The sequence below is a fragment of the Sinomonas atrocyanea genome, assembly GCF_030811715.1.
Taxonomy (GTDB): Bacteria; Actinomycetota; Actinomycetes; order Actinomycetales; family Micrococcaceae; genus Sinomonas; species Sinomonas atrocyanea_A.
In genome coordinates this window covers 15423-41020 of the sequence record NZ_JAUSRH010000019.1, presented here as the reverse complement: position 1 = coordinate 41020, position 25598 = coordinate 15423, and the positions used below count along the sequence as shown (strand labels likewise).

General features: G+C 71.9%; 24 protein-coding genes and 2 riboswitches. Of the genes, 15 read left to right on the top strand and 9 right to left on the bottom strand.

Annotated features, from left to right (window positions below; genetic code table 11):
• Positions 1-101 precede the first annotated feature (101 nt).
• Positions 102-2657 carry a hypothetical protein gene (locus tag J2W21_RS19370; RefSeq protein ID WP_307116150.1) on the top strand — a complete coding sequence of 852 codons (2556 nt, stop codon included), beginning with the start codon at positions 102-104 and terminating at the stop codon, positions 2655-2657.
• Positions 2658-2740: 83 nt separating this feature from the next.
• Here the strand turns inward: J2W21_RS19370 and J2W21_RS19365 are convergent, their stop codons facing one another.
• The 3 genes from J2W21_RS19365 to J2W21_RS19355 form a co-directional block, all read right to left on the bottom strand.
• Positions 2741-3085 carry a hypothetical protein gene (locus J2W21_RS19365; RefSeq protein ID WP_307116149.1) on the bottom strand — a complete coding sequence of 115 codons (345 nt, stop codon included), beginning with the start codon at positions 3083-3085 and terminating at the stop codon, positions 2741-2743.
• A 96-nt stretch (positions 3086-3181) separates the two neighbouring features.
• Positions 3182-3484, bottom strand: coding sequence for a DUF4193 domain-containing protein (locus tag J2W21_RS19360; protein WP_307116148.1), 303 nt, complete (start codon positions 3482-3484; stop codon positions 3182-3184).
• Between the two features lie 68 nt (positions 3485-3552).
• A complete protein-coding gene (locus J2W21_RS19355; protein WP_307116147.1) occupies positions 3553-4362 on the bottom strand; it encodes a formate/nitrite transporter family protein in 810 nt (269 codons plus the stop codon).
• 193 nt (positions 4363-4555) lie between these two features.
• Between J2W21_RS19355 and J2W21_RS19350 the strand changes: the two genes are divergently transcribed.
• Entirely contained in the window at positions 4556-5203 is a 648-nt protein-coding gene (locus tag J2W21_RS19350) for an NADPH-dependent F420 reductase (protein ID WP_307116146.1), read from the top strand.
• Positions 5204-5218: 15 nt separating this feature from the next.
• Here the strand turns inward: J2W21_RS19350 and J2W21_RS19345 are convergent, their stop codons facing one another.
• Positions 5219-5965, bottom strand: a complete 747-nt coding sequence (locus J2W21_RS19345; RefSeq protein WP_307116145.1) for a VWA domain-containing protein — start codon at positions 5963-5965, stop codon at positions 5219-5221.
• A 201-nt stretch (positions 5966-6166) separates the two neighbouring features.
• On the opposite strand from J2W21_RS19345, the gene J2W21_RS19340 reads away from it, so the two are divergent.
• Both J2W21_RS19340 and J2W21_RS19335 read left to right on the top strand, forming a co-directional pair.
• A complete protein-coding gene (locus J2W21_RS19340) occupies positions 6167-6586 on the top strand; it encodes an ATP-binding protein (protein ID WP_307116144.1) in 420 nt (139 codons plus the stop codon).
• A gap of 123 nt (positions 6587-6709) precedes the next feature.
• Positions 6710-8431, top strand: coding sequence for a hypothetical protein (locus J2W21_RS19335; RefSeq protein ID WP_307116143.1), 1722 nt, complete (start codon positions 6710-6712; stop codon positions 8429-8431).
• 4 nt (positions 8432-8435) lie between these two features.
• Here J2W21_RS19335 and J2W21_RS19330 read toward each other — a convergent pair whose 3' ends face one another.
• Positions 8436-8756 carry a hypothetical protein gene (locus tag J2W21_RS19330; RefSeq protein WP_307116142.1) on the bottom strand — a complete coding sequence of 107 codons (321 nt, stop codon included), beginning with the start codon at positions 8754-8756 and terminating at the stop codon, positions 8436-8438.
• A 202-nt stretch (positions 8757-8958) separates the two neighbouring features.
• Between J2W21_RS19330 and J2W21_RS19325 the strand changes: the two genes are divergently transcribed.
• Positions 8959-9177: a hypothetical protein gene (locus tag J2W21_RS19325; protein ID WP_307007854.1), complete on the top strand. Its 219-nt coding sequence runs from the start codon at positions 8959-8961 to the stop codon at positions 9175-9177.
• A gap of 42 nt (positions 9178-9219) precedes the next feature.
• Here the strand turns inward: J2W21_RS19325 and J2W21_RS19320 are convergent, their stop codons facing one another.
• Positions 9220-9969, bottom strand: coding sequence for an MBL fold metallo-hydrolase (locus J2W21_RS19320; protein WP_307116141.1), 750 nt, complete (start codon positions 9967-9969; stop codon positions 9220-9222).
• 120 nt (positions 9970-10089) lie between these two features.
• Here J2W21_RS19320 and J2W21_RS19315 point away from each other — a divergent pair, with 120 nt between their 5' ends.
• Together J2W21_RS19315 and J2W21_RS19310 are read left to right on the top strand one after the other, a co-directional pair.
• The gene (locus tag J2W21_RS19315) at positions 10090-11775 is read left to right on the top strand and encodes a DHA2 family efflux MFS transporter permease subunit (RefSeq protein ID WP_307116140.1); all 1686 of its coding nucleotides are present in this window, start codon (positions 10090-10092) and stop codon (positions 11773-11775) included.
• A gap of 34 nt (positions 11776-11809) precedes the next feature.
• Entirely contained in the window at positions 11810-12565 is a 756-nt protein-coding gene (locus J2W21_RS19310; RefSeq protein WP_307116139.1) for a dienelactone hydrolase family protein, read from the top strand.
• A gap of 81 nt (positions 12566-12646) precedes the next feature.
• On the opposite strand, the gene J2W21_RS19305 is transcribed toward J2W21_RS19310, so the two are convergent.
• Both J2W21_RS19305 and J2W21_RS19300 read right to left on the bottom strand, forming a co-directional pair.
• Entirely contained in the window at positions 12647-14848 is a 2202-nt protein-coding gene (locus J2W21_RS19305) for a transglycosylase domain-containing protein (RefSeq protein WP_307116138.1), read from the bottom strand.
• 40 nt (positions 14849-14888) lie between these two features.
• A complete protein-coding gene (locus J2W21_RS19300) occupies positions 14889-15356 on the bottom strand; it encodes a hypothetical protein (RefSeq protein ID WP_307116137.1) in 468 nt (155 codons plus the stop codon).
• Positions 15357-15463: 107 nt separating this feature from the next.
• Here J2W21_RS19300 and J2W21_RS19295 point away from each other — a divergent pair, with 107 nt between their 5' ends.
• A complete protein-coding gene (locus J2W21_RS19295) occupies positions 15464-15928 on the top strand; it encodes a GatB/YqeY domain-containing protein (RefSeq protein WP_307116136.1) in 465 nt (154 codons plus the stop codon).
• Here the strand turns inward: J2W21_RS19295 and J2W21_RS19290 are convergent.
• Positions 15925-16551 carry an L-threonylcarbamoyladenylate synthase gene (locus tag J2W21_RS19290; RefSeq protein ID WP_307116135.1) on the bottom strand — a complete coding sequence of 209 codons (627 nt, stop codon included), beginning with the start codon at positions 16549-16551 and terminating at the stop codon, positions 15925-15927. The genes J2W21_RS19295 and J2W21_RS19290 overlap by 4 nt on opposite strands.
• Before the next feature lie 83 nt (positions 16552-16634).
• Here J2W21_RS19290 and J2W21_RS19285 point away from each other — a divergent pair, with 83 nt between their 5' ends.
• From J2W21_RS19285 to gcvP, 7 genes are all read left to right on the top strand, one after another.
• Positions 16635-16886, top strand: a complete 252-nt coding sequence (locus J2W21_RS19285) for a hypothetical protein (RefSeq protein WP_307116134.1) — start codon at positions 16635-16637, stop codon at positions 16884-16886.
• Positions 16887-16944: 58 nt separating this feature from the next.
• Positions 16945-17808, top strand: coding sequence for a metal-dependent hydrolase (locus J2W21_RS19280; RefSeq protein WP_307116133.1), 864 nt, complete (start codon positions 16945-16947; stop codon positions 17806-17808).
• A complete protein-coding gene (locus tag J2W21_RS19275) occupies positions 17805-20345 on the top strand; it encodes a Tex family protein (protein ID WP_307116132.1) in 2541 nt (846 codons plus the stop codon). The genes J2W21_RS19280 and J2W21_RS19275 overlap by 4 nt, the downstream gene beginning before the upstream one ends.
• A gap of 65 nt (positions 20346-20410) precedes the next feature.
• Entirely contained in the window at positions 20411-21022 is a 612-nt protein-coding gene (locus tag J2W21_RS19270; RefSeq protein ID WP_307116131.1) for a GNAT family N-acetyltransferase, read from the top strand.
• Between the two features lie 160 nt (positions 21023-21182).
• On the top strand, positions 21183-21860 hold the full coding sequence (locus tag J2W21_RS19265) for a hypothetical protein (RefSeq protein ID WP_307116130.1): 678 nt from the start codon (positions 21183-21185) through the stop codon (positions 21858-21860).
• A gap of 145 nt (positions 21861-22005) precedes the next feature.
• Positions 22006-22194: a hypothetical protein gene (locus J2W21_RS19260; RefSeq protein ID WP_066496145.1), complete on the top strand. Its 189-nt coding sequence runs from the start codon at positions 22006-22008 to the stop codon at positions 22192-22194.
• A gap of 258 nt (positions 22195-22452) precedes the next feature.
• A riboswitch (glycine riboswitch) is annotated at positions 22453-22551 on the top strand.
• A gap of 1 nt (position 22552) precedes the next feature.
• Positions 22553-22649, top strand: a riboswitch (glycine riboswitch).
• A 41-nt stretch (positions 22650-22690) separates the two neighbouring features.
• A complete protein-coding gene (gcvP, locus tag J2W21_RS19255) occupies positions 22691-25573 on the top strand; it encodes an aminomethyl-transferring glycine dehydrogenase (RefSeq protein ID WP_307116129.1) in 2883 nt (960 codons plus the stop codon).
• Positions 25574-25598: the final 25 nt, after the last annotated feature.

Sequence of the window (25598 nt, the reverse complement as noted above, 5' to 3'; positions counted from 1 at the left end):
TATTGCCCAAAGGTCAGCCGAGGATTGCGCAGGGTCCGCGTTGGACAAGTCCAACGTCGCCTAGGATCGAATCCGCAGCAATCCCGCCTTTGGAGGCCCCCATGCGCCGACGCGCTCCCCACCACCGTTCCCAGTCCGTCAAGAAGCGCCGTCACCGACGAGCCGGCAGCCCGGCGCCCCGCGCCCTCGCCTCGGCTGCCCTTGCCCTGGCCGTCGCCACGGTCCCGATGGTCTCCGGGCAGGGCCTGGCGCCCGCCCAGGCCGCCCCGCTGCCCGCGCTGGCTCCGGCGGTCCTCCCACAGCGGACAGCGCAGCTCTCCGTCACTATCGTCACGCTGCAGACCAGCGACAAGACCGCTGCCGACGCCGCCGCGCTGGACGTCAATGCCTACAAGAGCGCCGTCTCCTCGGCGAGTGCGTACTGGTCCACGATGTCGGCCGGCCGCATCAGCATGCGCGTCGACAAGGTCATGGCGGGGTTCAAGACCGCCGCCTCCTCGGGCGACGACTTCACGGTCATCATGAACACGGTCGCCCAGGAGATCGGATGGACGCCGAGCGCGTCCAATGTCCTGCTCCTTGCCGTTCCCCGCACCGACGTGATCGTGTACGGAACCACCGGGAACCTCGGCGCCGGTGCTGAAACGGGCCAGACCAGCGGCCTCGTCCTCCTGCCGAGCCCGTCCAACTTCACCTCCCCCGTCACCGCCCACGAGTTCGGCCACGTCCTCGGGCTCGGTCACGCCAACGCACTGCAATGCACGGACGGGGCCGCCGACTCGACCCTTGCGGGCACCGACTTCACAGACCCGGCCTGCACCACCCGCTTCTACGGTGACCGCACCGACCTCATGGGCGTCTCCCAGTACAGCGAGCCGCAGCTGAACTCCTACCTGTACGAGTACGGCGGCTTCGGAACCGGCAACGAGATCCAGAACGTCGGCACCGCCGGCGCCCCGAGGACCCTCACCCTGACGCCCTGGGCCGGAAGCGGCGCGGCACGGGCAGCGAAGTTCCAGGACCCGCTGACGGGGGAGTGGTACTACCTGCAGTACAAGGCCCCTGTCGGGTACGACGCCCCCACTGCCGTGGGCGGCAACCAGGGCGTGGAGATCCTCAAGGGGGGACTGAACTCGAGCGAGTCGCTGCTCCTCGCGCCGAGCACCATGCCGTTCCTCGGGTACTACGCGTCCAACCTGGCCTGGCAGCCCGGCCAGACCTTCACGAGCGCCGGCGGCACGCGGGTCACGGTGAACTCCGTCTCGGCCGCCTCGGCCACGGTCACGGTCACCGGTGGGAACGTCCCCCCGCCCGGCGTCGCTGACCTCATGGACGCCAAGGCTGCCCAGTTCGGCCTCGGCACCGGGTTCGGCGGCTACGGAATCTCCCGGAACGGCGGCTGGTACCACATGTACCAGGGCGGCGCAGTCATCTGGACCCCGGCCAACGGTGCCATGGTCTCCCACGGGGCAATCCGCTCCGTCTGGCAGGCCCTCGGGTTCGAGAACGGCCGCATGGGCTACCCCACCACCGACGAGGTGGGCGGCCTCAAGAACGGTGGCGTCTACCAGATGTACGAGGGCGGGGCGATCGTCTGGTCCCCGGCCAGCGGTGCCCACGAGTCCACCGGGGCGATCCGGGGCCGCTACTCGCAGCTCGGGTTCGAGAACGGCGTCATGGGCTACCCCACCAGCGGGGAGACGCCGGGCCTGAAGAACGGCGGCGTCTACCAGATGTACCAGGGCGGCGCGATCGTCTGGTCCCCGGCTACCGGGGCATTCGAGTCCAAGGGCGCGATCCGGAGCGATTGGCAGTCACTGGCCTCCGAAAACGGGAAGATGGGCTACCCGACGAGCGGCGAGACGGCGGGCCTCAAGGGCGGCGGCGTCAGCCAGGCCTATCAGGGCGGGGCGATCGTCTGGTCCCCGGCCACTGGGGCCCACGAGTCCACCGGCGCGATCCGCGGGGCCTGGCAGTCCCTCGGGCTCGAGGGCGGCGCCATGGGCTACCCGACGACTGGCGAGGTGCCCGGGCTGAAGGACGGAGGCGTCTACCAGATGTACCAGGGCGGGGCGATCGTCTGGTCCCCGGCCACCGGGGCCCACGAGTCCACCGGTGCGATCCGTGCGCGGTACGGACAGCTCGGGTTCGAGAACGGGGCCATGGGCTACCCCACGGGCAACGAGGTGCCGGGCCTCACGGGCGGCGGTGTGGCCCAGGCATACCAAGGCGGGGCGATCGTCTGGTCCCCGGCCACCGGCGCCTTCGAGAGCAAGGGCGCGATCCGCTCCGCCTGGCTGTCGCTCGGATCCCAGGACGGCCAGCTCGGCTACCCCACCAGCGGTGAGTACGCCGTCGCAGGCGGAGTCGCCCAGGACTACCAGGGCGGCAGGATCGTGTGGAGCCCAACGTCCGGGATCACGGTGACCGCCAACGGGACTGCCGCCCCGACCCCGAGCGCGTCGGCCTCGAGCACCCCGACTCCGACAACGCCGGCCCCGACGACGACGGCCGCGACGCCCAGCCCGTCCGCCACGGCGACGGCGAGCCCGCGGTCCACTCCGGCCCCTAGCGCGTCGGCCACTGCGGGTCCGGCCGGGGCAACGGCCCCGAGCCCGTCAGCGACCCCGACGGGAACGGCTGCGCCGAGTCACTAGGGCGGAAGGCGGAAGACGCAGGGCCCCGGACTCCACAGGAGTCCGGGGCCCTGCTGCCTGCTCGCAGGTTCGTTGCGAGCAGGTCAGTTGCCGGCTCCGCAGACGGTCTGGAGGTGGTTGACGGCCCCGCTGACCTTGGAGGTGCTGAGCGCCGACTTGTCGCCGTTCGCGTAGCCCTCGAGGCCGTCGGCGAGCGCCGCAATGTCCTTCTTCACGTCGTCGGACGCCTTCTGGGCCAGGGTGCCCATCTCCCCGGCCACCCCGCTGACCTGACTCGGGCTGGGGGTGCCTCCGAGAGTCGACACGTTCTTCTCGATCGACAGGAACTGGGTGCAGGAATCCTTCGTGGACAGCTGGGCCGAGCAGCCGGACAGGCCGAGGGCGGCGGCGGTGAGCAGGGCTGGCACGAGGACGGCGGTCTTCTTCAATCTGGTCCCTACAGGTAGCTGGCCGGGCCCGATGCCCCGCCTCGAACAGCCACCCTACCTGCTTCCCCTGGCCCGTAGCCCGGGGGATGCCCCTGCTCAGCCCTCGCAGTCCCGGCAGTAGGCGTTCCCGTCCTTCTCCACGGCCTTCTGGGAGCGGTGCCGGACCAGGAAGCAGGACTGGCAGACGAACTCGTCCTCGCCCTGCGGGATGACCTGCACGGCCAGCTCACCCGTGAGGATCTCCCCGCCCGGAAGATCGCCGCTCTCGCCGCTGTCGTCGCCGTCGAGCTCGCGCACGACGCTCTGCGGGTCTGGCGCACTGGCCGACTTCACGGCCTCGAGCGAGTCGTTCTGGGATTCCTTGACGTCGGAGCGCAGTTCGTCGTAGTCGGCGGCCATGGGCCTGGCCTTCCTTTCGGCTGGGAGAGTGCGAGCAGCAACCGTACACCACGGCGTGCCCGCGGCGATCAGGAGCTCGCCCGGCGCTCGCTCAGGAGTTCCTTGCTGCGCAGCAGCCGCAGCGCGGTTACCAGCAGCAGTCCCCCGAGGACGTTGAACGCGGCGGTGTAGGCGAACCAGCCGAGCCACTGGCCATAGCCGAAGGGCGCGCCGGCATGGAGGGCGCCGAAGATCAGCAGGGAGTCGAGCACCGAGTGGAACAGGGGCAGTCCCGAGAGCAGGAACCCGCCCCCGACGGCTGCCGCAATCTTGCCGGGAACAGACTCCGTGCCCTGCTGCATGCGGGTCATCAGCGTGATGGTGCTGCCGCCCAGAGTGGCCAGGCAGAGGGATTGGAGGGACGGCGGCGCCTCCGCAAAATGCCGGGCGGAATCGACCACGGTGGGCGCCCATTCGGGAAAGGCCTTCATGACGAGCCACATGAAGCACCAGCCGCCCACGAGGTTCGCCACAAGCGTTCCTGTCCACAGCTTGATGAGCTGGGCGAGCCGCGCCTGTCGGGCGGCCACTGCCGCGATGGGCACGAGGAAGCCCTCGGTGAACAACTCGCTCTTGGCCAGCAGGAGGGCGATGAACCCGACGCCGAAGGCAAGCCCGGCCAGCAGCTTGCTCCCGGTGGAGTGCTCGACCGCGAGGTAGGCCATGACGCCGAGCCCGACGTCGACGCCCCCGAAGAATCCGGTGATCAGGACCGAGCGCCACGTGCGGTGCAGGCGCTGCGCCCCTTCGGCCACGATGCGGTCGAAGGACTCCTCGATCTCCTCCTCGACTGGGGCATCGTTGTTGCCGAGTTCTCGCCGGCGGTCCTCGTCGCTCATGCAGGGCCTCTTCTCGCAGGGCGGTCCTTGGTGTCTGTCCAGCGCGGCGCTGTGGCCCGGGCGCGCCTGCGTGGCGCCCCGGCCCCCAATCTAGACCCGCGGCCAGTGGGCCGCCATGCCTGCCCGCCCAGCGGAGCCCCCGGGAATCCGCGGAGCCTGGGAATACTGGGCGTCCCCCGTGGTTGCATCCCACATGACAACGATCGGCTTCATCGGCAGTGGACACATCGGCTCCCAGCTCGCACGCCTGGCCGTGCGTTCCGGCTACGACGTGGTGGTGAGCAACTCGCGCGGCCCCGAGACCCTCTCGGGGCTCGTCGGCGAGCTCGGCCCGCACGCGCGCGCCGCGACCGCCCGCGAGGCTGCTGCCGCCGCGGACCTCGCCGTCGTCACCATCCCGCTCAAGAACATCGACCAGGTTCCGGTCGAGGAACTGTCCGGGAAGACGGTCGTCGACACCAACAACTACTACCCGCAGCGGGACGGCTCGATCCGTGCGCTCGACACCGAGGAGACGACGACCGCCGAGATGCTCCAGGCCCACCTGCCGTCCTCGCACGTCGTGAAGGCGTTCAACCACATCTATGCCCGGGACCTCACCTCCGACCCGCTGCCGGCCGGCGCGCCGGACCGCCGCGCCCTGGTGATCGCCGGAGACGATGAGAACGCCAAGGCGCAGGTGAGCCGTCTGATCGACGAGTTCGGTTTCGACGTCGTCGACGCCGGGCCGCTCGCGGAGGGCTGGCGTATCCAGCGGGACACCCCCGGATACGGCCCCCGGCTCGACAGGGCCGGGCTCACGAAGGCCCTCGCCGAGGCGAAGCGCTACCGGGACATGTAGCCCCCCATCCGGCCGTCAGCGGATGTGGCCCCGCCGGCGTTGGTCGGCCAGCCAGCCCGGGTACTCGTCGAGGAGCATCGCGTAGAGGTCCTGGGGGCTCGTGCGGTCCACGTCTCCGACCGGCTTGTAGTCGGCGTTGTCCACGTACCGGCCGTCGAGGTCATCGAGCTTCTGCAGGAAGGCGATGTTCTCCTTGCCGATGGAGAGGAACTGCCAGAACACCGGCGCGTAGGAGGCCCGGATGATCTCCTGGACTGCCTCGGTCCTGCTGTCAGGGGAGCCGTCGGTGAGGAACACCGCCAGGACGGGCTGGCCGTCCCTGGCGTCCACTGGTGCCGGGCCGGCGCTCCTGCGGAAGAACCCGCCTGCCTTCGGGGCGAGCTTGAAATGGTCCAGCACCGTGCGGAAGGCGGCGGCATAGTTCGTGGTGCCCATATGGCGTTTCGCGACGATCTTGGCGATGACGTCGCGGAAGTTCTCGAGGGTCACGGTGCCCTCGTGCCGGGCCCCGCTGTCGAAGGTGAACAGGTCGATCTCGCCGTCGTCGTCGAGATGGACGCCCAGCGCGAGGACGGTCTGGGTCAGGCGCTGCATGGCCCCGGACTTGTATTCCTTGCGCATGGAGCCGGAGTAGTCGAGCACGAGCGCGACTTTGGCCCTCTGCCCGGCCAGACGGGCTGTGTCGATCGCGTCGGCCGCTGTCTTGGCGAGGGTGAGCAGCTCGGGCGCCTTCTGCTCCACCTTGTCCAGGGAGATGCCCATTCGGGTCCTTCCAGTGGGCCCCGTGCCGGCTTCCCGCCCGGGGTCAGGGTGCTTGCAGTGCCGAGGCTACCCGCGTCGCCGCGCAGGGCGAGGGATGGCGCCCGTGTGGCGCGAGCAACTGCGCCCGACCCTGTCTGATTGGGCGGCACGGCGTGCGGGTAAGCATCACCGGACCCCATAACTCCATCGAAGGGACGTCTCGTGTCCGGCGCGGCAGTAGTGCTCAGAGCAAGCGGAAAGCGGAGCGAGGCGTTCCTCACGACAGTGGAGGGCCTGCTCGAGCGACTGTGGCACGACGACCCCTGGGCCGGCCTTGCCGACAGGACCGCGTTCGAGATTGCCGTCATCGAGGCCGTCTCCAATTCGATCCGCCACGCCATCGCCCGGGCGGGGACGCCGATGGTCCTGGAGATCGAGCTCCGGCCCACCTACCGGCGGCTCGAGGCAGAGCTGCGCGAGGTCGGCGCCCAGCCCACGCCGTCGTTGCGCCATGAACCGGGTGCTGCACCCGCGGCCGGCCGCGGACTGGCCATGCTCAAGCAGCTGATGACCGAGGTCCGGTACGAGCGCGCCGGGGACGTCAATGTGTGGACTCTGGGCCGGGACAGGACAGACATCTGAGCGGGTCCTAGGCCTGCCTCACGAGGCGGCGGCCCTGCGGTACATATGCTTCTCCTGTGGAGAAGGGGGCTCCGACGGCGCCTGAACCACGCCCCGGAGTACCTTCCCACCGCTGGAGAACCCATGAAGCCTGTCCTCAGGGCATCGCTGAGCCTGCTCGGCGCCGCGGCGCTCGCCGCAGCTTCCCTCGTCGGGCCCGCTCCCGACGCCGAGGCCTCGCCCCAGGTGTACAACCCGTGCACGCGGCTCAGCGCGGGCCAGGTGCGGTTCTCGGCCTACGGCGCCCACCGCGTCACGTTCGCCACGGCGGCCAGCCGGAGCTCGGACACCGTCACCATCACGGGGTGCGTGCGCTCCGGCGCCGGCTACGCCCAGGAGTGGCAGGACTGGGGCTATGTCGGCCAGAAGGGGTTCGCTGCGGGCAGCACGTGGGAGGACACGTGGAAGTCCCCGAGCGGCTCGTTCAGCATCACCGAGGCGCTGGGCCGCCGCAACCCCGGGACGGCGCTCCAGTACCACACCGTGAACCCGAGGTCCCGCTGGGGCGGCGAGCGGGGTGCCACCTACAACCAGTACTTCGAGGGTGCGGGCGGGGAGTCCGACGAGAACCTCTGGTACTACATGAATCAGGGCTACTACGAGCAGGCTGCGGTCATCAATTACAACCGCCGCCCTGACATGCCCACCGTCCAGGGCGCGTCTTTCGCGATCTTCTTCCATGCGGGGCGCGTCCCCTCCGCGGGCTGCGTCTCCACCTCCCTGCCGAGGGTGACGCGCCTGCTGCAGACCAACCGGCCGGGAGACAGGATCATCATGGGCGCGGTCGACGACGTGTTCACCCCCTACTCGTCCAACCCGTTCGGCGCCATCAGCGCCAAGTACGGCAGCGCCGGGGGCACCTTCGGGCCGCTCGGCGCGCCGGCCTCGGACGAGGTCGGCGCGCGCCGCGACGGCGGCGCCTACCAGATCTTCCGGAACGGCGCCATCAACTGGTCGCCGAGGACCGGGGCCCACATATCCCAGGGGGCGATCCGCTCAGCGTGGGCGCGCAACGGCTTCGAGGACGGCCCGCTCGGCTACCCGACCTCCGAGGAGGTCGGGGGACTGCGGCGTGGAGGCGTCTACCAGACCTACCAAGGTGGGGCGATCGTCTGGGCGCCCGGAGTGGGCGCCTACGCCACCCGGGGCGCGATCCGTTCGGCCTACGCCGCTGCCGGCTTCGAAGGCGGCCCGCTCGGCTACGCGGTCAGCGACGAGACTGGCGGCCTCCGGGACGGCGGCGCCTTCCAGCTGTTCCAGGGCGGCGCCGTCTACTGGTCACCGGCGGCCGGCGCCCACCCGTCCCTCGGCGCGATCCGCACCGCCTGGGCCCGCACGGGCTACGAGGCCGGGCCACTCGGCTATCCGACCAGCGATGAGCTGCGTGTGGGAACCGGCGTCTACCAGCGCTACCAGGGTGGGGCGCTCTACTGGTCGCCGGCCACCGGTGCCCATGCGGTCGTGGGGGACTTCGCGGCCGCCATGACCACCGGGGGAGCGTTCGCGGCTGTCGGATTCCCGGTCGGGGACCAGGTCGCCGGGCTCGTCCGGGGAGGCGCCTACCAGAGCTTCCAGAACGGGCTCCTCATTGCTTCCCCTTCCACGGGCGTCCACGTGAGCGCGGGCCCGCTCCGCACGGCCTGGGGCAGGACGGACTTCGAGCGCGGCCCGCTGGGCTACCCGACGAGCGACCCCTACTCAGGACCAGGCGGAGCCTTGGTGCAGGACTACGAGCACGGGAGGATCGCCATCGCGGCGGGCGGGGCAGTGACGATCACCGGGTCCCAGCCCGGAGCGGGTGCCTGAGCTGTCAGTGCCCCTGGAAGTGCAGCTGGACCATCGCCACGGCCGCGGCCAGCAGCAGCCCGAGCAGGACGAGGCCAGTGATGCCGGCAAGGGCCAGCGCCAGGCGGCCCACGGCCACGAAGGGGCCCTTGGGGATCAGCCAAGCCCTCTGCCGCACCGCAGCCAGGTCCGGGGTGCCGGCCAGGAGAGGCGCGTCGGCGGCATACGGTCGTTCGGCACGCCGGACGGGCCGGCGGGCCGCCTCGCGGTTCAGGGCCGCGCGCAGGCGGGCAGACTCGATGCTCCCGCGCCGCTCGGTGTAGGCGCCGCTCCCTGACGAGTCCATCTGGTCCCCCTGATCACGATGTCCGCGGGACCCCAGCTCCCGCAGATGGACATGTACAACATATCCCATCGGAGGGCGCCCGGCTTCCCGCCTCCGGGCGCCCCGACCAACATTGCGGCCCCGGATCGGGTTCAACGGGCCCGCGAGTGGGCAACCTCACAGCGTCCGGAACTCGTCACCGCCCCACCAGGAGGATGCTGTCATGCTCGAGAAGCTGCACGAAATGGGAGTCAGAAGCGAATACGCCTACATGGCCGGCTTCGGATCCATCGGATTCTCCTTCGTCTCCTGGCTCGTGAGCAGGATGAATCCGCGCCACGACCGCGCCCAGTCCGACCGCTGGGGGATCTTCGTGGGCCACTGGGCCCCGACGTTCTTCACGATCGGGATCGCGCTCAAGCTCGAGGAGAAGGGCCGCTGACGCTCCGTCGCTGACCCGCCATGGACGAGGCGCGGGTGACGCCTAGCGGCGCCCGCGCCTCTGTGGTGACCGCGCGCCGTCGGCCGCCGCACGCGCGACGGCGTCGATCGCCGCGTCGACACCGTCCCGCCACGGTGTCCCGTGCCCCGGCAGCACCCACCGCGCTCCGGTGGGGCGCAGCCGCTCGAGGGAGCCCAGGGCCTGCGCGGGGTTGTCGGTGAACGGGGCGGGCTGCGGCCCCTCCTGTCCCGTGAGGACGTGGCGCGTGGTCAGCGCGTCGCCGACGAACACGGCGTCGACGGCGGGAACATGGACCGCGACGCTGCCGGGGGAGTGGCCGGGCAGGGCGACGATCCGCGGTGAGCCGGGGAGGTCGAGCACGTCGCCGTCGGCGAACTCGCGCACCTGCTCCACATGGACCGGCCGCAGCGCGCCCTTGCCCACCGCGTAGGCCAGGAATCGGACGAGGGGCCCGAGGCGCACCCGCCCCCAGGCCGGGCTCGTGGACCCTTGGCCGCGGGCCCTCGCACTGTCCGCCGGGTGCACGTAGACGGGGATCCCGTGGTCGCGGCGCAGCCGTTCCGCGAAGCCGAGGTGGTCAGGATCGCCGTGGGTCAGGAGCACCGCCCGGATGTCTGCGACGGAGCGGCCGAGGGCCGCGAGCTCCCGCTCGAGGTCCCGCCAGTGACCCGGGAGGCCCGCGTCGACGACGGTGATGCCCGAGTCGTCGACCACGAGGTAGGCCGCGACGATGTCATTGCCGATCCGGTGCAGCCCGGGGCGCAGTTCCATGGCGCCATCGTAGCGGGCACCCTGTCGCTCCATGCAGGGGCGCCGCAGGGGTTGATGTCTCGATAGGCGAGAAATATGATGATCGAGACAAGATCGGCTCGGCTCCCCGGAGGCTCAGTCATGGCATCCCATCCCCGCCCCTCGGCCTCGCCCTCCAGCGCTGACGCCCGCACCGGGGAGGACGGCGCCCCCAGCGGACGACGGCGTTGGGTCGGGCTCGTGGTCATCAGCCTCGCGGTCTCGCTCATCATCGTGGACTCGACGATCGTCAACGTCGCCGTCCCGTCGATCGTGAAGGACCTCGGCGTCGACTCCACCGGGGTGCAGTGGGTGCAGGAGTCCTACACCCTCGTGTTCGCGGCCCTGCTGCTGGTCTTCGGCACTCTCGGCGACCGCATCGGGCGCCGACGCCTGCTGCTGCTCGGCGTGGTGGTGTTCGCGCTCTCCTCAGTGGCCGCGGCCCTCGCTCCCAGCGGGGCCGTCCTCATCGGCTCCCGCCTCGTCCAGGGCGTGGGCGGGGCAATGGTCCTGCCCTCCACGCTCTCGCTCATCAACGCCGGCTTCAGAGGGTCGGAGCGGGCCATAGCGTTCGCCGTCTGGGGCTCCACGATCGGCGGCATGTCCGCGGTCGGCCCCCTCCTTGGCGGATGGCTGACCACCTCGTTCTCGTGGCGCTGGGCCTTCGGCATCAACATCCCGGTCGCAGCGGTGATCGTGGTCGGCGCCTTCGCCGCGGTCGCGGAGTCGAAGGACGGCGCCCGCCGGCCCCTCGACCCGGTCGGCGCCACCCTGTCCGTCGTCGCCTCCGCCTCCCTCGTCTTCGCCCTCATCGAGGGCCGCACCTATGGCTGGTGGGCCGTGGACCACCGCCCGAGGATCGGGTCCTGGGACTGGCCGGGGCAGGTCTCGCCCATCCCGTTCGTGTTCGGGCTCGCGCTCGCGGGCATGGCCGCCTGCGCGCTCTGGGCAGTCCGCCGCGAGCGCCGCGGAATGGCCAGCATGTTCTCCGTCGAGCTCCTGCGCATCCCCTCGTTCCGCAACGGCAACCTGGCCGCGCTCATCGTCTCGCTCGGCGAGTTCGGGATCATCCTCGCGCTGCCGATCTGGCTCCAGAACGTCCTCGGCTTCAGCGCCCTGGACACCGGCCTGATCCTGCTGGCCCTCGCCCTCGGCTCGTTCGCGGCGAGCGGCCTCGCCGGGGCGCTCAGCCACCGCGCCTCGCCCGTCATGATCGTCCGGGTCGGCCTCGTGGCCGAGATCGTGGGCGTGGCCGGGCTCGGGGCGGTCATCGGGCCCGACACGCCATGGGGCCTGCTGGTCCCGTTCCTGTTCGTCTACGGCTTCGGGGTGGGGCTCGCCACGGCGCAGCTGACCGGAGTGGTCCTCAAGGACGTCCCCGTCGCCCTGAGCGGGCAGGCCTCCGGCACCCAGAGCACCGCGCGGCAGATCGGCTCGGCGCTGGGCATCGCCGTGCTCGGCACGGTCCTGTTCTCCTCGGCCGGGGGGCTTCTGGGCGGCTCGCTGGAGAGCCGCGGCGTGCCGGCCGAGCAGCGCGGCTCCATCGTCTCCGCGGTGGTCGACAGCTCGGGGGCGGCGATCGCCGGACTCGCGGGCTCGCCGGCCACCGCGCCGGTGGCCGAGGACGCGAAGACGGCGTTCTCCGAAGGCACCCGGTACGCCGCCTTCTCGGCCGCGAGCTTCCTTGCCGTGGGGCTCCTCGCAACCCTCTCCCTCGGCTCGGGGCGCGGCCGGCGCCGCGCCGCCGGCGAGCCGTCGTCAGCGGACCGGGAGGCCCAACGGGCCTGAGGGCGCGCCCAGCGGCCGCCGCTATCCTGTGCCCATGTCTACCGAGCTGATCGAGATTCCCGCCCCCGACGGCCCCGCCGAGGCGGTCGTCGCCCGGCCCCCTGCCGGCGAGGGCCCCTTTCCCGGAGTCATCCTCTACATGGACGCGTTCGGCATCCGCCCCCGTATCGAGGAGATGGCGCAGCGCATCGCGGACTGGGGGTATGTGGTCCTGGCCCCGAACGTGTTCTACCGCGAGGGCAGCGTGGCCGAGCTCGCCCCGAGCCTCGACATGACCACCGCCGAGGGCCGCGAGGAGGCCGGCAAGGCGGCGTTCCCGCGGGTCGGCCGGCTCACCGCCGAGAAGGCCCTGCCGGACATCGACGCCTGGACCGCGGCCCTGCGCGGACTCGAGGGGGTGACGCCGGGCCCCATCGGCGTCACCGGCTACTGCATGGGCGCGCGCCTCGCCGTGCGGACCGCGAACGCCCACCCCGAGGTCGCGGCGTGCGGCGGCTTCCACGGGGGCGGCCTCGCCACGGACGACGCCGACAGCCCGCACCTCGGCCTCCCCGGCGCCCGGGCCCGGTTCGTGTTCGGCCACGCGGACCACGACAGGAGCATGGGACCCGAGGCCGTGGCCCGCCTCGGTGACGCGCTCGCAGCGGCCGGCCTCGAGGCTTCCAACGTCATCTACCCCGGCGCCTCGCACGGCTACTCGATGGCGGACACCTCCGCCTACGACGAGGAAGCCACCGAGCGCCACTTCCGCGAGCTCCGCGACCTCTTCGACGCGACCCTGGCCGCCTGAGGCCGGCCCCGGCGCGCGGCGGGCGGACGACGGCGGGAGGCGCCCGCCGTCGTCTGCGCGCCTCATGCGGGGGACCCGGCGCTACTTCTTCTTGTCCTGGTGCTTGTCGTCGTGCTTGTCGCCGCTGATGAGGCTCGGCGGGGGTGCATCGAAGGCGCCGTGGCTGTACAGGCCGGCGACCTTCTGCATGTAGTACGCCCACTGCGGGCCGGCGATGTAGGCGCCGTCGATCACGGGCCAGAACCGGCCGTTGACGTAGACGTTGCGGCCGAGGTGGTCCTCCGGATTGTGGAGAGCCTCGCCGAAGTAGGAGGCGGTGGAGAGCCCGCGGGTGTAGCCGACGAGCCACGTCTCGCTGTTGTACTGGTTGGTGCCGGTCTTGGCGGCGTCCGGCAGCCCGAGCTTGATGGTCTTGCCGGCGTTGTCCTTGATGTTGTAGCCCGAGCCCTTGGTCAGCACGTCCTGGAGGACGTTCGTGACGGCCTTGGCGACGTCCGGCTTGACCGCGCCCTCGTGGCAGTCCTTCGACTGGCCGCCGATCTTGTTGCCCTGGGCGTCCTTGACCGAGGTGATGGACCTCGGGGTGCAGTAGGTGCCGTTGGCGGCGAAGGTCGCGTAGGCGGAGGCCATGGTCATCGGGGAGACGTTCATGCCGCCCAGGAGGTTGCCGAGGGTGGACATGTCCAGTTTCCTGCCGCCGCCCTCGCCGTCGTGCATGCCGAGCGCGTCCGTTGCGCGCTGGATGTCGCAGAAGTCGCTCAGGCCCGCGGCGGAGGCGAAGGTGGCCGTGTTGATCGACTGGTAGATGCCCTCGCGCACCGACATGGGGCGGTACCAGTTGGGCTCGTCGTTCTGCAGGTCCGGGGCGGTGTTCCAGGGCGGGCGCGCGGTGGTGTCGTCATAGGCACCGGTGACCTTGGCGCACGTGTCATGCCACGGGTGGTTCAGGGGGTAGCGGCGCTGCGCGGCGTTGACCTTCTCGTCCGTCGTCTTTCCCTCGTTCAGCCACGCCGTCAACGTCAGCGGCTTCGCGGACGAGCCCGGCTGGAACCCTCCGGCCCCGCCGAGGTCGTTGCCGTGCGCATCCGTCCGGTCCACGTTGAAGTTGTAGGTGGTGACGAAGCCGAGGCCCTGGGCCGGGAGCATCCGGGTGTTCTGCGCCATGGCGAGGACCTTGCCCGTGCCGGGCTGGACGGTCACGAGCGACGTGCCCCACTTGTCCGGGTTGGCGCCGGCGGTCGCGTCGACCTGGGCCTGGGCCGGCCCCTGCAGGCGGGGGTCGAGGGTCGTGGTGATGGTCAGGCCGCCGCGGGTGACGGTCGCGTAGCGGTCGTCCGGGGTCTTCCCGTAGGCCGGGTCGTTCAGGATCTGGTGCAGCACGTAGTCGCAGAAGTACTGGGCCTGGGCGGCGTAGGCGCAGCCCTGATGGGGCGGGCTCACCTTGAGCTTGAGCGGGGCCGCGGCGGCATCGTCGTGCTGCTTCTGCGTCACGTAGCCGTGCTTGAGCATGGCGTCGAGCACGAGGTTGCGGCGCTGGACCGAGGCGTCGGGGTGGGCTGTGGGGTCGTAGACCGAGGGGCCGTTGACGACCCCGGCGAGGAGGGCGGCCTGGGGGAGCGTGAGGTCCTTGGCATCCACCGAGAAGAAGTACCGGCTCGCGGCCTGGATCCCGTAGGCGTTGGGGTTGAAGAAGACCAGGTTCAGGTAGCCCGCGAGGATCTCGTCCTTGGAGTACTTCTTCTCCAGCGCGATCGCGAGCTTCATCTCGCGCAGCTTGTCCCCGAGGTCCTTCTGGCCGTTGAGCACCACGGTGGGATCCTGCCCCTGGGCGATCAGGTTCTCCTTGAGGACGTTCGCCACGTACTGCTGGGTCAGGGTCGAGGCGCCCTGCCGGTCGCCGCGCAGGTTCGCGATGACGGCCCGGAGGATGCCGGTCGTGTCCACGCCGCCGTGCTCGTAGAAGCGGTAGTCCTCGATGGCCACGATCGCGTTCCTGATGTCGGGCGACATGGCATCGAGCCCCACCGGCGTGCGGTTCTCGCTGTAGAGCGACGCGATCGGGGAGCCGTCGGCAGCGACGATGCTCGTCACGCGTGCGGGGGGCGTGACCGTCAGCTCCGAGGGGAGGTCGTCGAAGAACTGCACCGTGCCGTTCGTGGCGCCCCAGGCCGCCGCGGCGACCGGCATGAAGATGCCGGCGACGAGCGCGCCGCACACCGCGCTCACCACGACGAAGGCGACGAGCCGCCCGAGGACTGCGGCTGCTTTCAGGACTCGGGCCATGTTCAGCAGCTTAGGGGGTCGGGTAGGTGCGGGCGAGCCATCATCGGCCGTCCTCGCGGAGCCGGCTCAGGTACGTCTCGAGGTCGTACGGGTTCCCGCGGGGCGGACCGCTGGCCGCCGTCGGCGGGACGGGCGGGCGCGCGCGCTCCGGTCCCCGGTACCCGGCCCGGCGGCGCCCCCGCACGGCCGCGGACCACGCCCAGACGAGCACGATGAGCACGATCGGCACGCCGGCGGCCCGGGCGACGTCGAGCACCGCCAGGCACAGGACCGCGATGAGGAGCCACCGGAGCACGAGGGCGGCGAGGGGGAGCGGCCGCACCCTCTTCAGGGCCGCCCACTCGAGGACGGCCTGCGGCTCCTGCCGGGGGGTGCGGGGCCGCAGCGTATCCGCAGCGCGCCGGTGCTGTTCGATGGGCCGGCGCTGTTCGAGGGGCCGGCGTTGTTCGAGGCGCCGGCGCCCGTCGGCGCGCCGCCGGTGCCGGACCCTGTAGTGCCTGCGTCCCACGGGAGCCTCCTGCTGGCCTCCCTCCATTGTAGGAGCGCCTACCCTTGAGGCAGGCGGGTGCCCGCGCCCGCGCCGCATCCCACGACGTCCCCAGAAGAAGGTGCCCGATGTCCACGCTCAAGGAGCGGCTCCAGGCCGACCTCGTCACCCACATGAAGTCCGGCGACCGGACCGCGCTCACCGCGGTCCGCAACGTCCTGGGCGAGATCGAGACGCGGGAGAAGTCCGGCAAGACCCCCGTGACGCTCGACGACGCGCAGGTCACCTCGCTGCTGCAGAAGGAGGCCTCCAAGCGGCGCGAGACGGCCGAGATCTACGCCGGGGCAGGGGAGGACGCCCGCGCCGCGGCGGAGGTCGCCGAGGCCGAGGTCATCGAGGCGTACCTGCCGCAGCCGCTCACCCGCGAGGAGGTCGAGGGCATCGTCGACGATGCCATCGCCGCGCTCAGGGCGCACGGCGCCGAGCTGTCCGTGCGGCAGATGGGCCAGGTCATGAAGCCGGTGACCGCCGCCGTGGCAGGCCGGTTCGACGGCAAGGCCGTCAGCGAGATCGTGCGGGCGCGGCTGGCCTAGGACTCCTCGAACCGGCTCGGGTCCCCGGCCCCGTAGCGGGCGATCTCCGCGGTACCGGAGGTGAAGTCGACCACCGTGGTCGGTTCGGAGCCGCATTCGCCGGCGTCGATGACGGCGTCCACCGCATTGTCGAGCCGTTCCTTGATCTCCCAGCCGTCGGTGAGCGGAGCCTCCTCTCCGGGCAGGAGGAGGGTCGAGGACAGCAGCGGCTCGCCGAGTTCCCGCAGCAGGGCGCGCACCACGGCGTTGTCCGGGATGCGCACGCCCACCGACTTCTTCTTCGGGTGGAGCATCCGCTTCGGCACCTCCCGGGTGGCCGGCAGGATGAAGGTGTAGGGCCCGGGGGTGACGGCCTTGATGGCCCGGAAGACGTCGTTGGGCATCTCGACGAGCTGCCCGAGCTGGGCGAACTCGGCACACACGAGCGTGAAGTGGTGCTTCTCGTCGAGGTGCCGGATCTGCCGGATCCGTTCCAGCGCCTCGCGGTTGCCCATCATCGCGCCGAGCGCGTAGCAGGAATCCGTGGGGTACGCGATGAGTCCGCCCTCGCGCAGGATCTGCACGGCCTGGCTGATCGCCCGAGGCTGCGGGTCGACGGGGTGGACATCGAAGAATCTCGCCATGCCCGCCAGCCTACGCCTGCCGAATCCGCAACTCTCCGAGGCCGTGTTCGAGAAATGTCGGACCCCCTGCCTAGCCTCGAATCATGAGCACTGCAACGGTCCTGACGCCGGTCTCCGTCCCTCACGGAACCGGCCCCCATCCCCTCGCCCCCGCCCGTCCTGCCCGGGCACGCGAGGACGACTGCGCCGAGTGCGGCAGGGGCCTGGCGGAGTCCGAGGAGCACCGCTGCGCGGACTGCCTGGACCTGACGGCCCACGCGTGGTGCCGTGACTGCGGCGCGGTGCTCACCGACGCGGACCTCGACTCCGGCGCCTGCGCCTCCTGCGAGGCCTGAGCCGTCCCGTGAGCACCACCGTTCCACCGTCCCGTCTCCGACGGGAGGGTCCCGCAGCATGATGGGGCCCCACCACGCGGCCTGTGGCGCAGCAGCCTGGGTCGCGCTGACCACCCGTGTCCACTTCGACCTCTCCGCGGCCACCGCGCCGCTCGGCCTCGGGCACGTCGCCTTCGACCTCGGCTGGCCGCTGTTCGAGGCCTCGCCGGTCGGCGTCGTCGTCGGCGCGCTCGTCACGGCGGGAGCGGCGCTCCTGCCCGACGCCGACCACCGCAGCGCGACGATCGCCCAGTCCCTTCCGCCCGTCTCGAACGCGGTGTGCGCGGGCATCGGGGCGATCGCCGGCGGCCACCGCAACGGCACCCATTCGCTCGTGGGCATCGCCGGCTTCGTCACCCTGGCGTGGTTCGCAGGGCACTGGACCCTCGACACCCCGCTGTGGGGGACCGTGTACCTGGGGGCCGGACTCGTGTCGCTGCTCCTGGTCTCCTTCGCCGCCAAGGTGCTCGGCATCCTGCCGGACGGCGTCCAGAAGCTGCCCTGGATCCTGGCCGTGCCGCTGGCCGTCTTCGTGGCCCTCTGCGCCCCCGACGAGCAGGACTGGTTCCCGCTGGCCGTAGCCATCGGGACAGCGGTTCACATCGCGGGGGACCTCCTCACGACTGGCGGCTGCAACCTGATCTGGCCCTTCCGCTTCCGCCGGCCGAAGTTCATGCACAAGACCCCGATCATCCGCTGGGTCTGGCGCCGCGGCGGCCACCTGAGCATCCCCGTCCTCGGCGACGCGGGCTCATGGAGGGAGTGGCTCATGCTGGTCCCGGTGAGCCTCTACGCCATCGTCGGGGTCGGGACCTCGATCGTGGACCTCGGCCGTCCCGGAGTCCTGTGGGCCATCGCCACGTGGGGCGTGGGAGGCCGATGACCACCGCTGTCGGAGGGATAGGGCACAGTAGAACCGTGAGCACCGAGACCTCCCTGCCCCAGCCGTCCCCTGCCGTGCCCTCCCCTCCGGGGGAGGCGGAGACCGCCGAGGCGATCGCCCGGACCATCGCCGCCGAGCTCGGCGTGGCCCCCTGGCAGGTGAAGGCCGCGGTCGGCCTGATCGACGGCGGCGCGACCGTGCCCTTCATCGCGCGGTACCGCAAGGAGGCCACAGGAACCCTCGACGACGCCCAGCTGCGCGACCTCGAGGAGCGCCTGCGCTATCTTCGCGAGCTCGAGGACCGCCGCCGTGCCATCCTCGCCGCCGTCGCCGAGCAGGGTGCGCTCACCGAGGAGCTCCGGGCCGCGCTGCTCGCGGCCACGACGAAGTCGGAGCTCGAGGACCTCTACCTGCCCTACAAGTCGAAGCGGCGCACCCGCGCCCAGGTCGCCCGCGAGGCCGGCCTCGAGCCCCTCGCGGACTCGATCCTCGCCGACCCCTCCCAGGACCTCGACGCCCTCGCCGAGTCCTACCTCAACGAGGAGAAGGGCATCACCGGAGCCGCCGAGGCGCTCGCGGGCGCCCGCGCGATCCTCACCGAGCGCGCCGGGCAGGACGCCGCCCTCGTGGCGGACCTCCGCGAACGGCTCTTCCGCGGCGGCCGGCTGCGCTCCGCCGCCAAGGCCGGCGGAGCCGGTGCGGGTACCGCCGCCACCGCTGCAGAGGGCAAGTACGCCGACTTCGAGGACTACGTCCAGCCCGTGGACGCGCTGCCCGGCCACCGCGTCCTGGCCCTCCTGCGTGGCGAGCGAGAGGGAGCCCTGTCGCTCGAGATCGCGGAGGCCGATCCGCGCGACGAGGCCGCCCGGACCGAGGCGCGGGCGGCCTACGAGGCCGCCGTGGCGCGGGCACTGGGAGTGCACGGCGGCGCCGGCACCCCCGCCGGGAAGTGGCTCGCGCAGACGGTCAAGGTCGCCTGGCAGGGCCGCCTCCTGGCCAAGCTCGAATCCGATCTCAGGGCGCGGCTGTTCGACGCCGCCGAGGAGGAGTCGGTGAAGGTCTTCGCCGCCAACCTCCGCGACGTGCTCCTCGCAGCGCCGGCAGGGAACCGTGCTGTGCTGGGCCTCGACCCCGGGCTGCGCACGGGCGTGAAGGTCGCGGTGGTCGACGGCACGGGCAAGGTCCTGGACACCGCCACCGTGTACCCGCACGCTCCGGCGAAGAAGTGGGACGAGTCCCTGGCCGTCCTGGAGAAGCTCGCGCGGCGGCACAACGTCGAACTCGTCGCCGTGGGCAACGGGACGGCGAGCCGCGAGACGGACCGGCTCGCGGGAGACCTCCTGGCCCGAATCGGGCTGCCCCGCGGGTCCAAGGTGATCGTCTCGGAGGCCGGAGCGTCGGTCTACTCGGCGTCCGCCCTGGCCTCCGCCGAGCTGCCGGACCTCGACGTCTCGCTGCGCGGCGCGGTCTCGATCGCCCGCCGGCTCCAGGACCCCCTCGCGGAGCTCGTGAAGATCGACCCGAAGTCGATCGGGGTGGGCCAGTACCAGCACGACGTCACCCAGTCCAAGCTCGAGCGCACCCTCGACGCGGTGGTCGAGGACTGCGTCAACGCCGTCGGCGTGGACGTCAACACTGCCTCGCCCGCGCTGCTCGCACGGGTCGCGGGCCTCGGCCCGACTCTGAGCCGCAACATCGTCGAGTACCGTGACGCCCACGGCGCCTTCGCCTCCCGGGCTGAGCTGAAGGAGGTCCCGCGCCTCGGCGCGAAGGCGTTCGAGCAGTGCGCGGGCTTCCTGCGCATCACGGGCGGCTCCGAGCCCCTGGACGCCTCCGCCGTCCACCCCGAGGCCTATGGGCTGGCCGGCCGCATCCTCACGGCTGCCGGAGGGTCGAAGGAGCGCGTGGCGACCCTGGACCCCACTCAGTTCGCCGACGAGCGGTTCGGGCTGCCCACGGTCCGCGACGTCATGACCGAGCTGGTCCGCCCGGGCCGCGACCCGCGGCCCGAGTTCGTCACCGCGTCCCTCACGGAGGGCGTCGAGACGATCAACGACCTCCGTCCCGGCATGATCCTCGAGGGCACGGTCTCCAACGTCGCCGCCTTCGGCGCGTTCGTGGACCTCGGGGTCCACCAGGACGGCCTCGTCCACGTCTCCGCCATGAGCACGAAGTTCATCTCCGACCCCCGCGAGGTGGTCCAGTCCGGGCAGGTGGTCAAGGTCAAGGTCCTCGACGTCGACGTTCCCCGCAAGCGCATCTCGCTGACGCTGCGGCTGGACGACGAGCCGGGCGGCGAGCGGGGCGAGCGGAAGCCGGCCCGCGGCGGCGAGGACCGGCGTCGTGCGCCCGGCGGCGGGAACCAGCGCAGCGGGAACCAGAACGGCGGGAACCAGCGCAGCGGCGGCGCTCCAACGGGCCGCGGCCAACGCGACAGCGGTGGCCAGCCCGGGGCGGCCCAGCGGGGCGGGAAGGCCCAGCCGGCCGCCGACACCGCACTCGCGGACGCCCTCAGGAGGGCCGGGCTGGCCCGCTGATGCCGCGCTGGCCAGTGGCTGACGCCCCAGCCAGGGCCTGTAGGGTAGTCCGGATGAATTTCCCCGTGACCCTGACAGGTTCCCGCATCACCTTGCGGGACTGGACGCCGGACGACGTCGAGGGCCTGCGACGCTGGATCGTTCCGCCTCCCGCCGGGGTCCACGAATGGCAGCTCTACGACGGCCCGTTCTACGGCCGCTGGAGCGCGGAGGGCGCCAACGGCTGGTGCGACGGCCTTCTGGCGCTGGCAGCCGACGGCGGGTGGCCGCCCGTGCGCGAGCACCTCGCGATCGTGGACGCCGCCTCGGGAGAGTTCGTGGGGCAGGTGTCCTGGTACTGGGAGGAGAAGCCCGGCCCCGAGTCCGAGGACGGGACGGCCCTGCTCCCGTGGCGCCGGCTCGGGCTGGCGGTCTACGACCCGGCCCGCTGGTCCGGCGGCTACGGCACCGAGGCGCTCGACCTGTGGACCGGCTACCTCTTCGCCGCTACGGACAGCGGCCGCCTGGACTTCGCGACCTGGAGCGGGAACCCCGGCATGTGCCGGGTGGGGGAGAAGCTCGGGTTCACCCTGGAAGCCAGGTACCGGAACGCGCGCAAGGTCCGCGGCGAGCTGTACGACGCGGTCGTGTACGGGATCCTGCGCGAGGAGTGGGAGGGCGCCGATCGTGGAGCGTGACGACCTGCTGAGCGGAGGGGAGCCTGACGCCGGCGGGGCACCATCCGGGACTGCCCGTGGGAGGGGCACCGTTCCCCGGCGCCCTCGACCCCGGCCCGGGAGGCTCCGGCGCACCCCGTGGGCGGTGGTGGCCGGGGGCGCGGCCCTCGTCTGCCTCGGCGTGGCCACGGTCCCTGCGCTCGTGCTCGCCGTGGCGGCCGCCGTGCTCGGCGCGGCCCTGCTCTGGAAGTCCAGGGCGCCGCGCTCCGCGGGGACGGCTGTGGTCCCCGCGGCGGCCGTCTGGGGCGCGGGAGCTGCCTCGCTGCTCTCCCTCGCCGCCCTCTCGCTCCACGTCATCGTGGGGCAGGGCCCTCAGGCCACGGCGCATGCGCCGCGGCAGGACAGCGCGCCGCCCGCCGCCGCATCAAGCGCCGTCCCGGCCGTGCGGGCGTCGTCGACCACGCCCGTGCCCTCGGCCTCCACCGCTGCCCCGAGCGCCGCGCCGGGAGCGGCCCCCTCGCGCGACTCCGCGGGGATGCCCCAGCCGACCCAGCCGGCCGCCCCCGCCCCGCCACCCCACACGAGCCCCGAGCAGCAGGCCCCGGTCCCCGCCCAACCGGCGCCGGCACCGTCGTCCGCCTCCACACAGCCCGGCCCCGCCCCGGCTCCGCCGAGCCAGCATCCGGCACCGTCGGCGCCGGCACCACCGCCGACGTCCGGCGGCTCCCAGACCCGGCCCGCGCCGGCCCCGTCCACGTGCGGCCCGGACCAGACGAGCGGCCTGCCCACGGTCCAGATCGGCGTCCTGGGAATCGGCGCCACAGTCTCCGGAACCGGCGACGGCAGCTCCTGCAACTAGGCATCTGGGGGAGTCCTCGGCGCGGCCGGACCCCGGTGTGGGCGAATTCACATCGTCCCGCCCCCGATCCGCGCCATGGCGCGGATCGGGCGCCGCCACAATAGGTGGTGGGCCCCCACGGGAGGGGCGCAGATCGAGTGGAGCGATGTTCGAGTTCAACCTTCAGACTGCCGTGTTCTTCGGCACCGTGGCGCTGGGAGCGCTGCTGTTCACCCTGGCCGTCGTGGCGCTGTTCGGGGCGACCCTCATGCTCGGTGCCTTCCGCGGCATCAGGCACACCACGGAGGCGGCGCAGGAGCGGCTGCACCGCGATCATTCCCGCCTGGCCGGCTGACCGGCGGCAATGACGGCAGGCCCCCGATCCACCGCGGATCGGGGGCCTGCCGCATTCCGGGAGGGGCGCATGCGACGAGCAGCAGGACGCGCCTCCCAGAAGGGCACTCGCGGGAGGTGGCTCCCAGATGAAGGAAGGCGCGTCCATGTGGCCGGAGGCATTTGCCCCTGTGACCTCGGGCATAGCACAATGGTCAACGCAGCCTTGGATCCGCGTGTCCGCACGCGCCCGGGCGGCGACAACTGAACACACAGCCTCTGATCTGCGGCGGGAGAGTCCTGCGAGCAAGAGCAAGCAGGCGCCGTAGGAGCAACACCTCCCCAGGAATCTCTCAGGCACCTGTACCGCTGCGGCAAGGCAACTCTGGAAAGCAGCGCCTCCTGTGGGCGCTCACCGACGGTGCAAGCCGGATACCATCCGGCGGAATCTCTCAGGTCCCATACAGAGCGGGGAGGAACTGGAGTCAAAAGCCAGCCCGGCCGGGCCGGCCTGATTGATGGAGTTCCCCGTGACGGACCTTTCCCCCGCAGCCTTCGTCGACCGGCACATCGGTGCCCGCCGCGAGGCAGACATCAAGCACATGCTCAACGCCGTGGGCCTCGACAGCGTCGACGCCCTCGCCGCCGCGGCGGTCCCGGACAGCATCAAGCAGGACGCGCCGCTCCGGCTCGGACGGGCGCTCAGCGAGCCCGAGGCCCTCGCGGCGCTGCGGGCGCTCGCCGGCAAGAACACCCCGCGCGTCCAGATGATCGGCCAGGGCTACTACGACACGGTCACGCCGCCGGTCATCCGCCGCAACATCGTGGAGGACCCCGCCTGGTACACGGCCTACACCCCGTACCAGCCCGAGATCTCGCAGGGCCGGCTCGAGGCGCTCCTGAACTTCCAGACCGCGGTCGAGGACCTCACCGGGCTCGAGATCGCCAACGCCTCCCTCCTCGACGAGGCCACCGCCGTGGTCGAGGCCGTGCTGCTCATGCGCCGCGCGAACAAGAACAAGGCCGCCGCCGGCGGGAAGACCGTCCTCGACGCAGACCTGTTCCCGCAGTCGATCGCAATCGTCAAGGGCCGGGCCGAGGCGCTCGGCTTCGAGGTCGAGGTCGCCGACCTGTCCGCGGGCCTGCCCGAGGGCCCGATCAACGGCATCGTCCTCCAGCAGCCCGGTGCGTCCGGCCTCGTGGCCGACGCGACGGACCTCATCGCCGAGGCCAAGGATCGCGGCGCGATGGTCACCGTCGCCGCGGACCTCCTCGCGCTCACGCTCATCAAGTCCCCGGGGGAGCAGGGCGCGGACATCGCCGTCGGCAGCGCCCAGCGCTTCGGCGTCCCGCTGTTCTACGGCGGCCCGCACGCGGCGTTCATGTCCGTGCACAAGGGCCTCGAGCGGCAGCTGCCCGGCCGCCTCGTGGGCGTCTCGAAGGACGACGCCGGCGTCCCCGCCTACCGCCTCGCGCTCCAGACCCGCGAGCAGCACATCCGCCGCGAGAAGGCCACCTCCAACATCTGCACCGCGCAGGCCCTCCTCGCCATCGTCGCCTCGATGTACGCCGTCTACCACGGCCCCGAGGGGCTCAAGGCGATCGCCGAGCGCACCCACGGGCACGCCCGCTCCCTCGCCGCCGCCCTCGAGGGTGCCGGCGTGGAGGTGGCCCACCGCAGCTTCTTCGACACCGTGACCGCCCGCGTGCCCGGCCGCGCCGCCGCGATCGTGGACAAGGCCGAGAAGCAGGGCGTGAACCTCCGCCTCGTCGACGCCGACACCGTGGGCATCTCCTGCGACGAGACCACGACGGCGGACCACGTCGCCACGGTCGCGGGCGTCTTCGGTGCCGGTGCGGCCGGCGACGGCCTGGACGGCACTGGTGCGGGCGGGTTCGCGATCGCGGCCTCGTCGGTGCGCACGAGCCCCTTCCTCACGCACCCCGTCTTCCACGCCTACCGCTCCGAGACGCAGATGCTGCGCTACCTGCGCAGGCTCTCCGACCGGGACCTCGCGCTCGACCGCACCATGATCCCGCTCGGGTCGTGCACCATGAAGCTCAACGCCACGGTCGAGATGGAGGCCATCACCTGGCCCGAGTTCGCCGGCATCCATCCCTTCGCGCCGGACGCGCAGACCGTGGGGTGGCGCGAGCTCATCGCCGACCTCGAGGCCGACCTCGCCGAGATCACCGGCTACGACCAGGTCTCGATCCAGCCGAACGCGGGCTCCCAGGGCGAGCTTGCCGGCCTGCTCGCGATCCGCGGCTACCACCACTCGCGCGGGGAGGCGCAGCGCGACGTCTGCCTCATCCCGGCCTCGGCCCACGGGACCAACGCGGCCTCCGCCGTCCTGGCGGGCATGAAGGTCGTCGTCGTGGCCACCGCGGCAGACGGCACGATCGACCACGCCGACCTCGAGGCCAAGATCGAGGCGAACCGGGACACCCTCGCGGCGATCATGATCACCTACCCGTCCACGCACGGGGTCTACGACGCCGACGTGCGCGAGGTGTGCGAGAAGGTCCACGACGTCGGCGGCCAGGTCTACATCGACGGCGCCAACATGAACGCGCTCGTCGGCCTCGCACAGCCGGGCAGGTTCGGCGGCGACGTCTCGCACCTGAACCTGCACAAGACCTTCTGCATCCCGCACGGCGGCGGCGGCCCGGGCGTCGGCCCGGTCGCGGCACGCGCCCACCTCGCCCCGTTCATGCCCGGCGATGCCGCGGCCTGGCAGGGCGGCCCCGGCGAGCACGGTGTGCCCGTCTCGGCCTCGCGCTTCGGCTCGGCCGGCGTGCTGCCGATCTCCTGGGCCTACGTGAAGCTCATGGGCGGCGACGGCCTCACCGAGGCCACCAAGTCGGCGCTGCTCGCGGCGAACTACATCGCCAAGCGCCTCGACTCCTCCTTCCCCGTCCTCTACACGGGCGAGGGCGGCCTCGTGGCCCACGAGTGCATCCTCGACCTCCGCGAGCTCACCGCCAGGACGGGCGTGACGGCGGAGGACGTCGCCAAGCGCCTCATCGACTACGGCTTCCACGCCCCGACGCTCGCGTTCCCGGTGGCCGGCACCCTCATGGTCGAGCCGACCGAGTCCGAGGACCTCGGCGAGATCGACCGCTTCATCGACGCGATGATCGCCATCCGCGCCGAGATCGACCAGGTGGCCGCGGGCGACTTCGCCGTGGCCGAGTCGCCGCTGCGCCGCGCCCCGCACACGGCCGCCGCCGTGGTCTCGACCGACTGGGACCGTCCCTACACCCGCGAGCAGGCGGCGTTCCCCGGCAAGGTCCGCAGCCAGGACAAGTACTTCGCCCCCGTCGGCCGGATCGACGGGGCAGCGGGCGACCGCAACCTCGTGTGCGCGTGCCCTCCCCTCGACGCGTTCGAGGACTGAGAGAGCACGCCGGAGAACCGCTAGG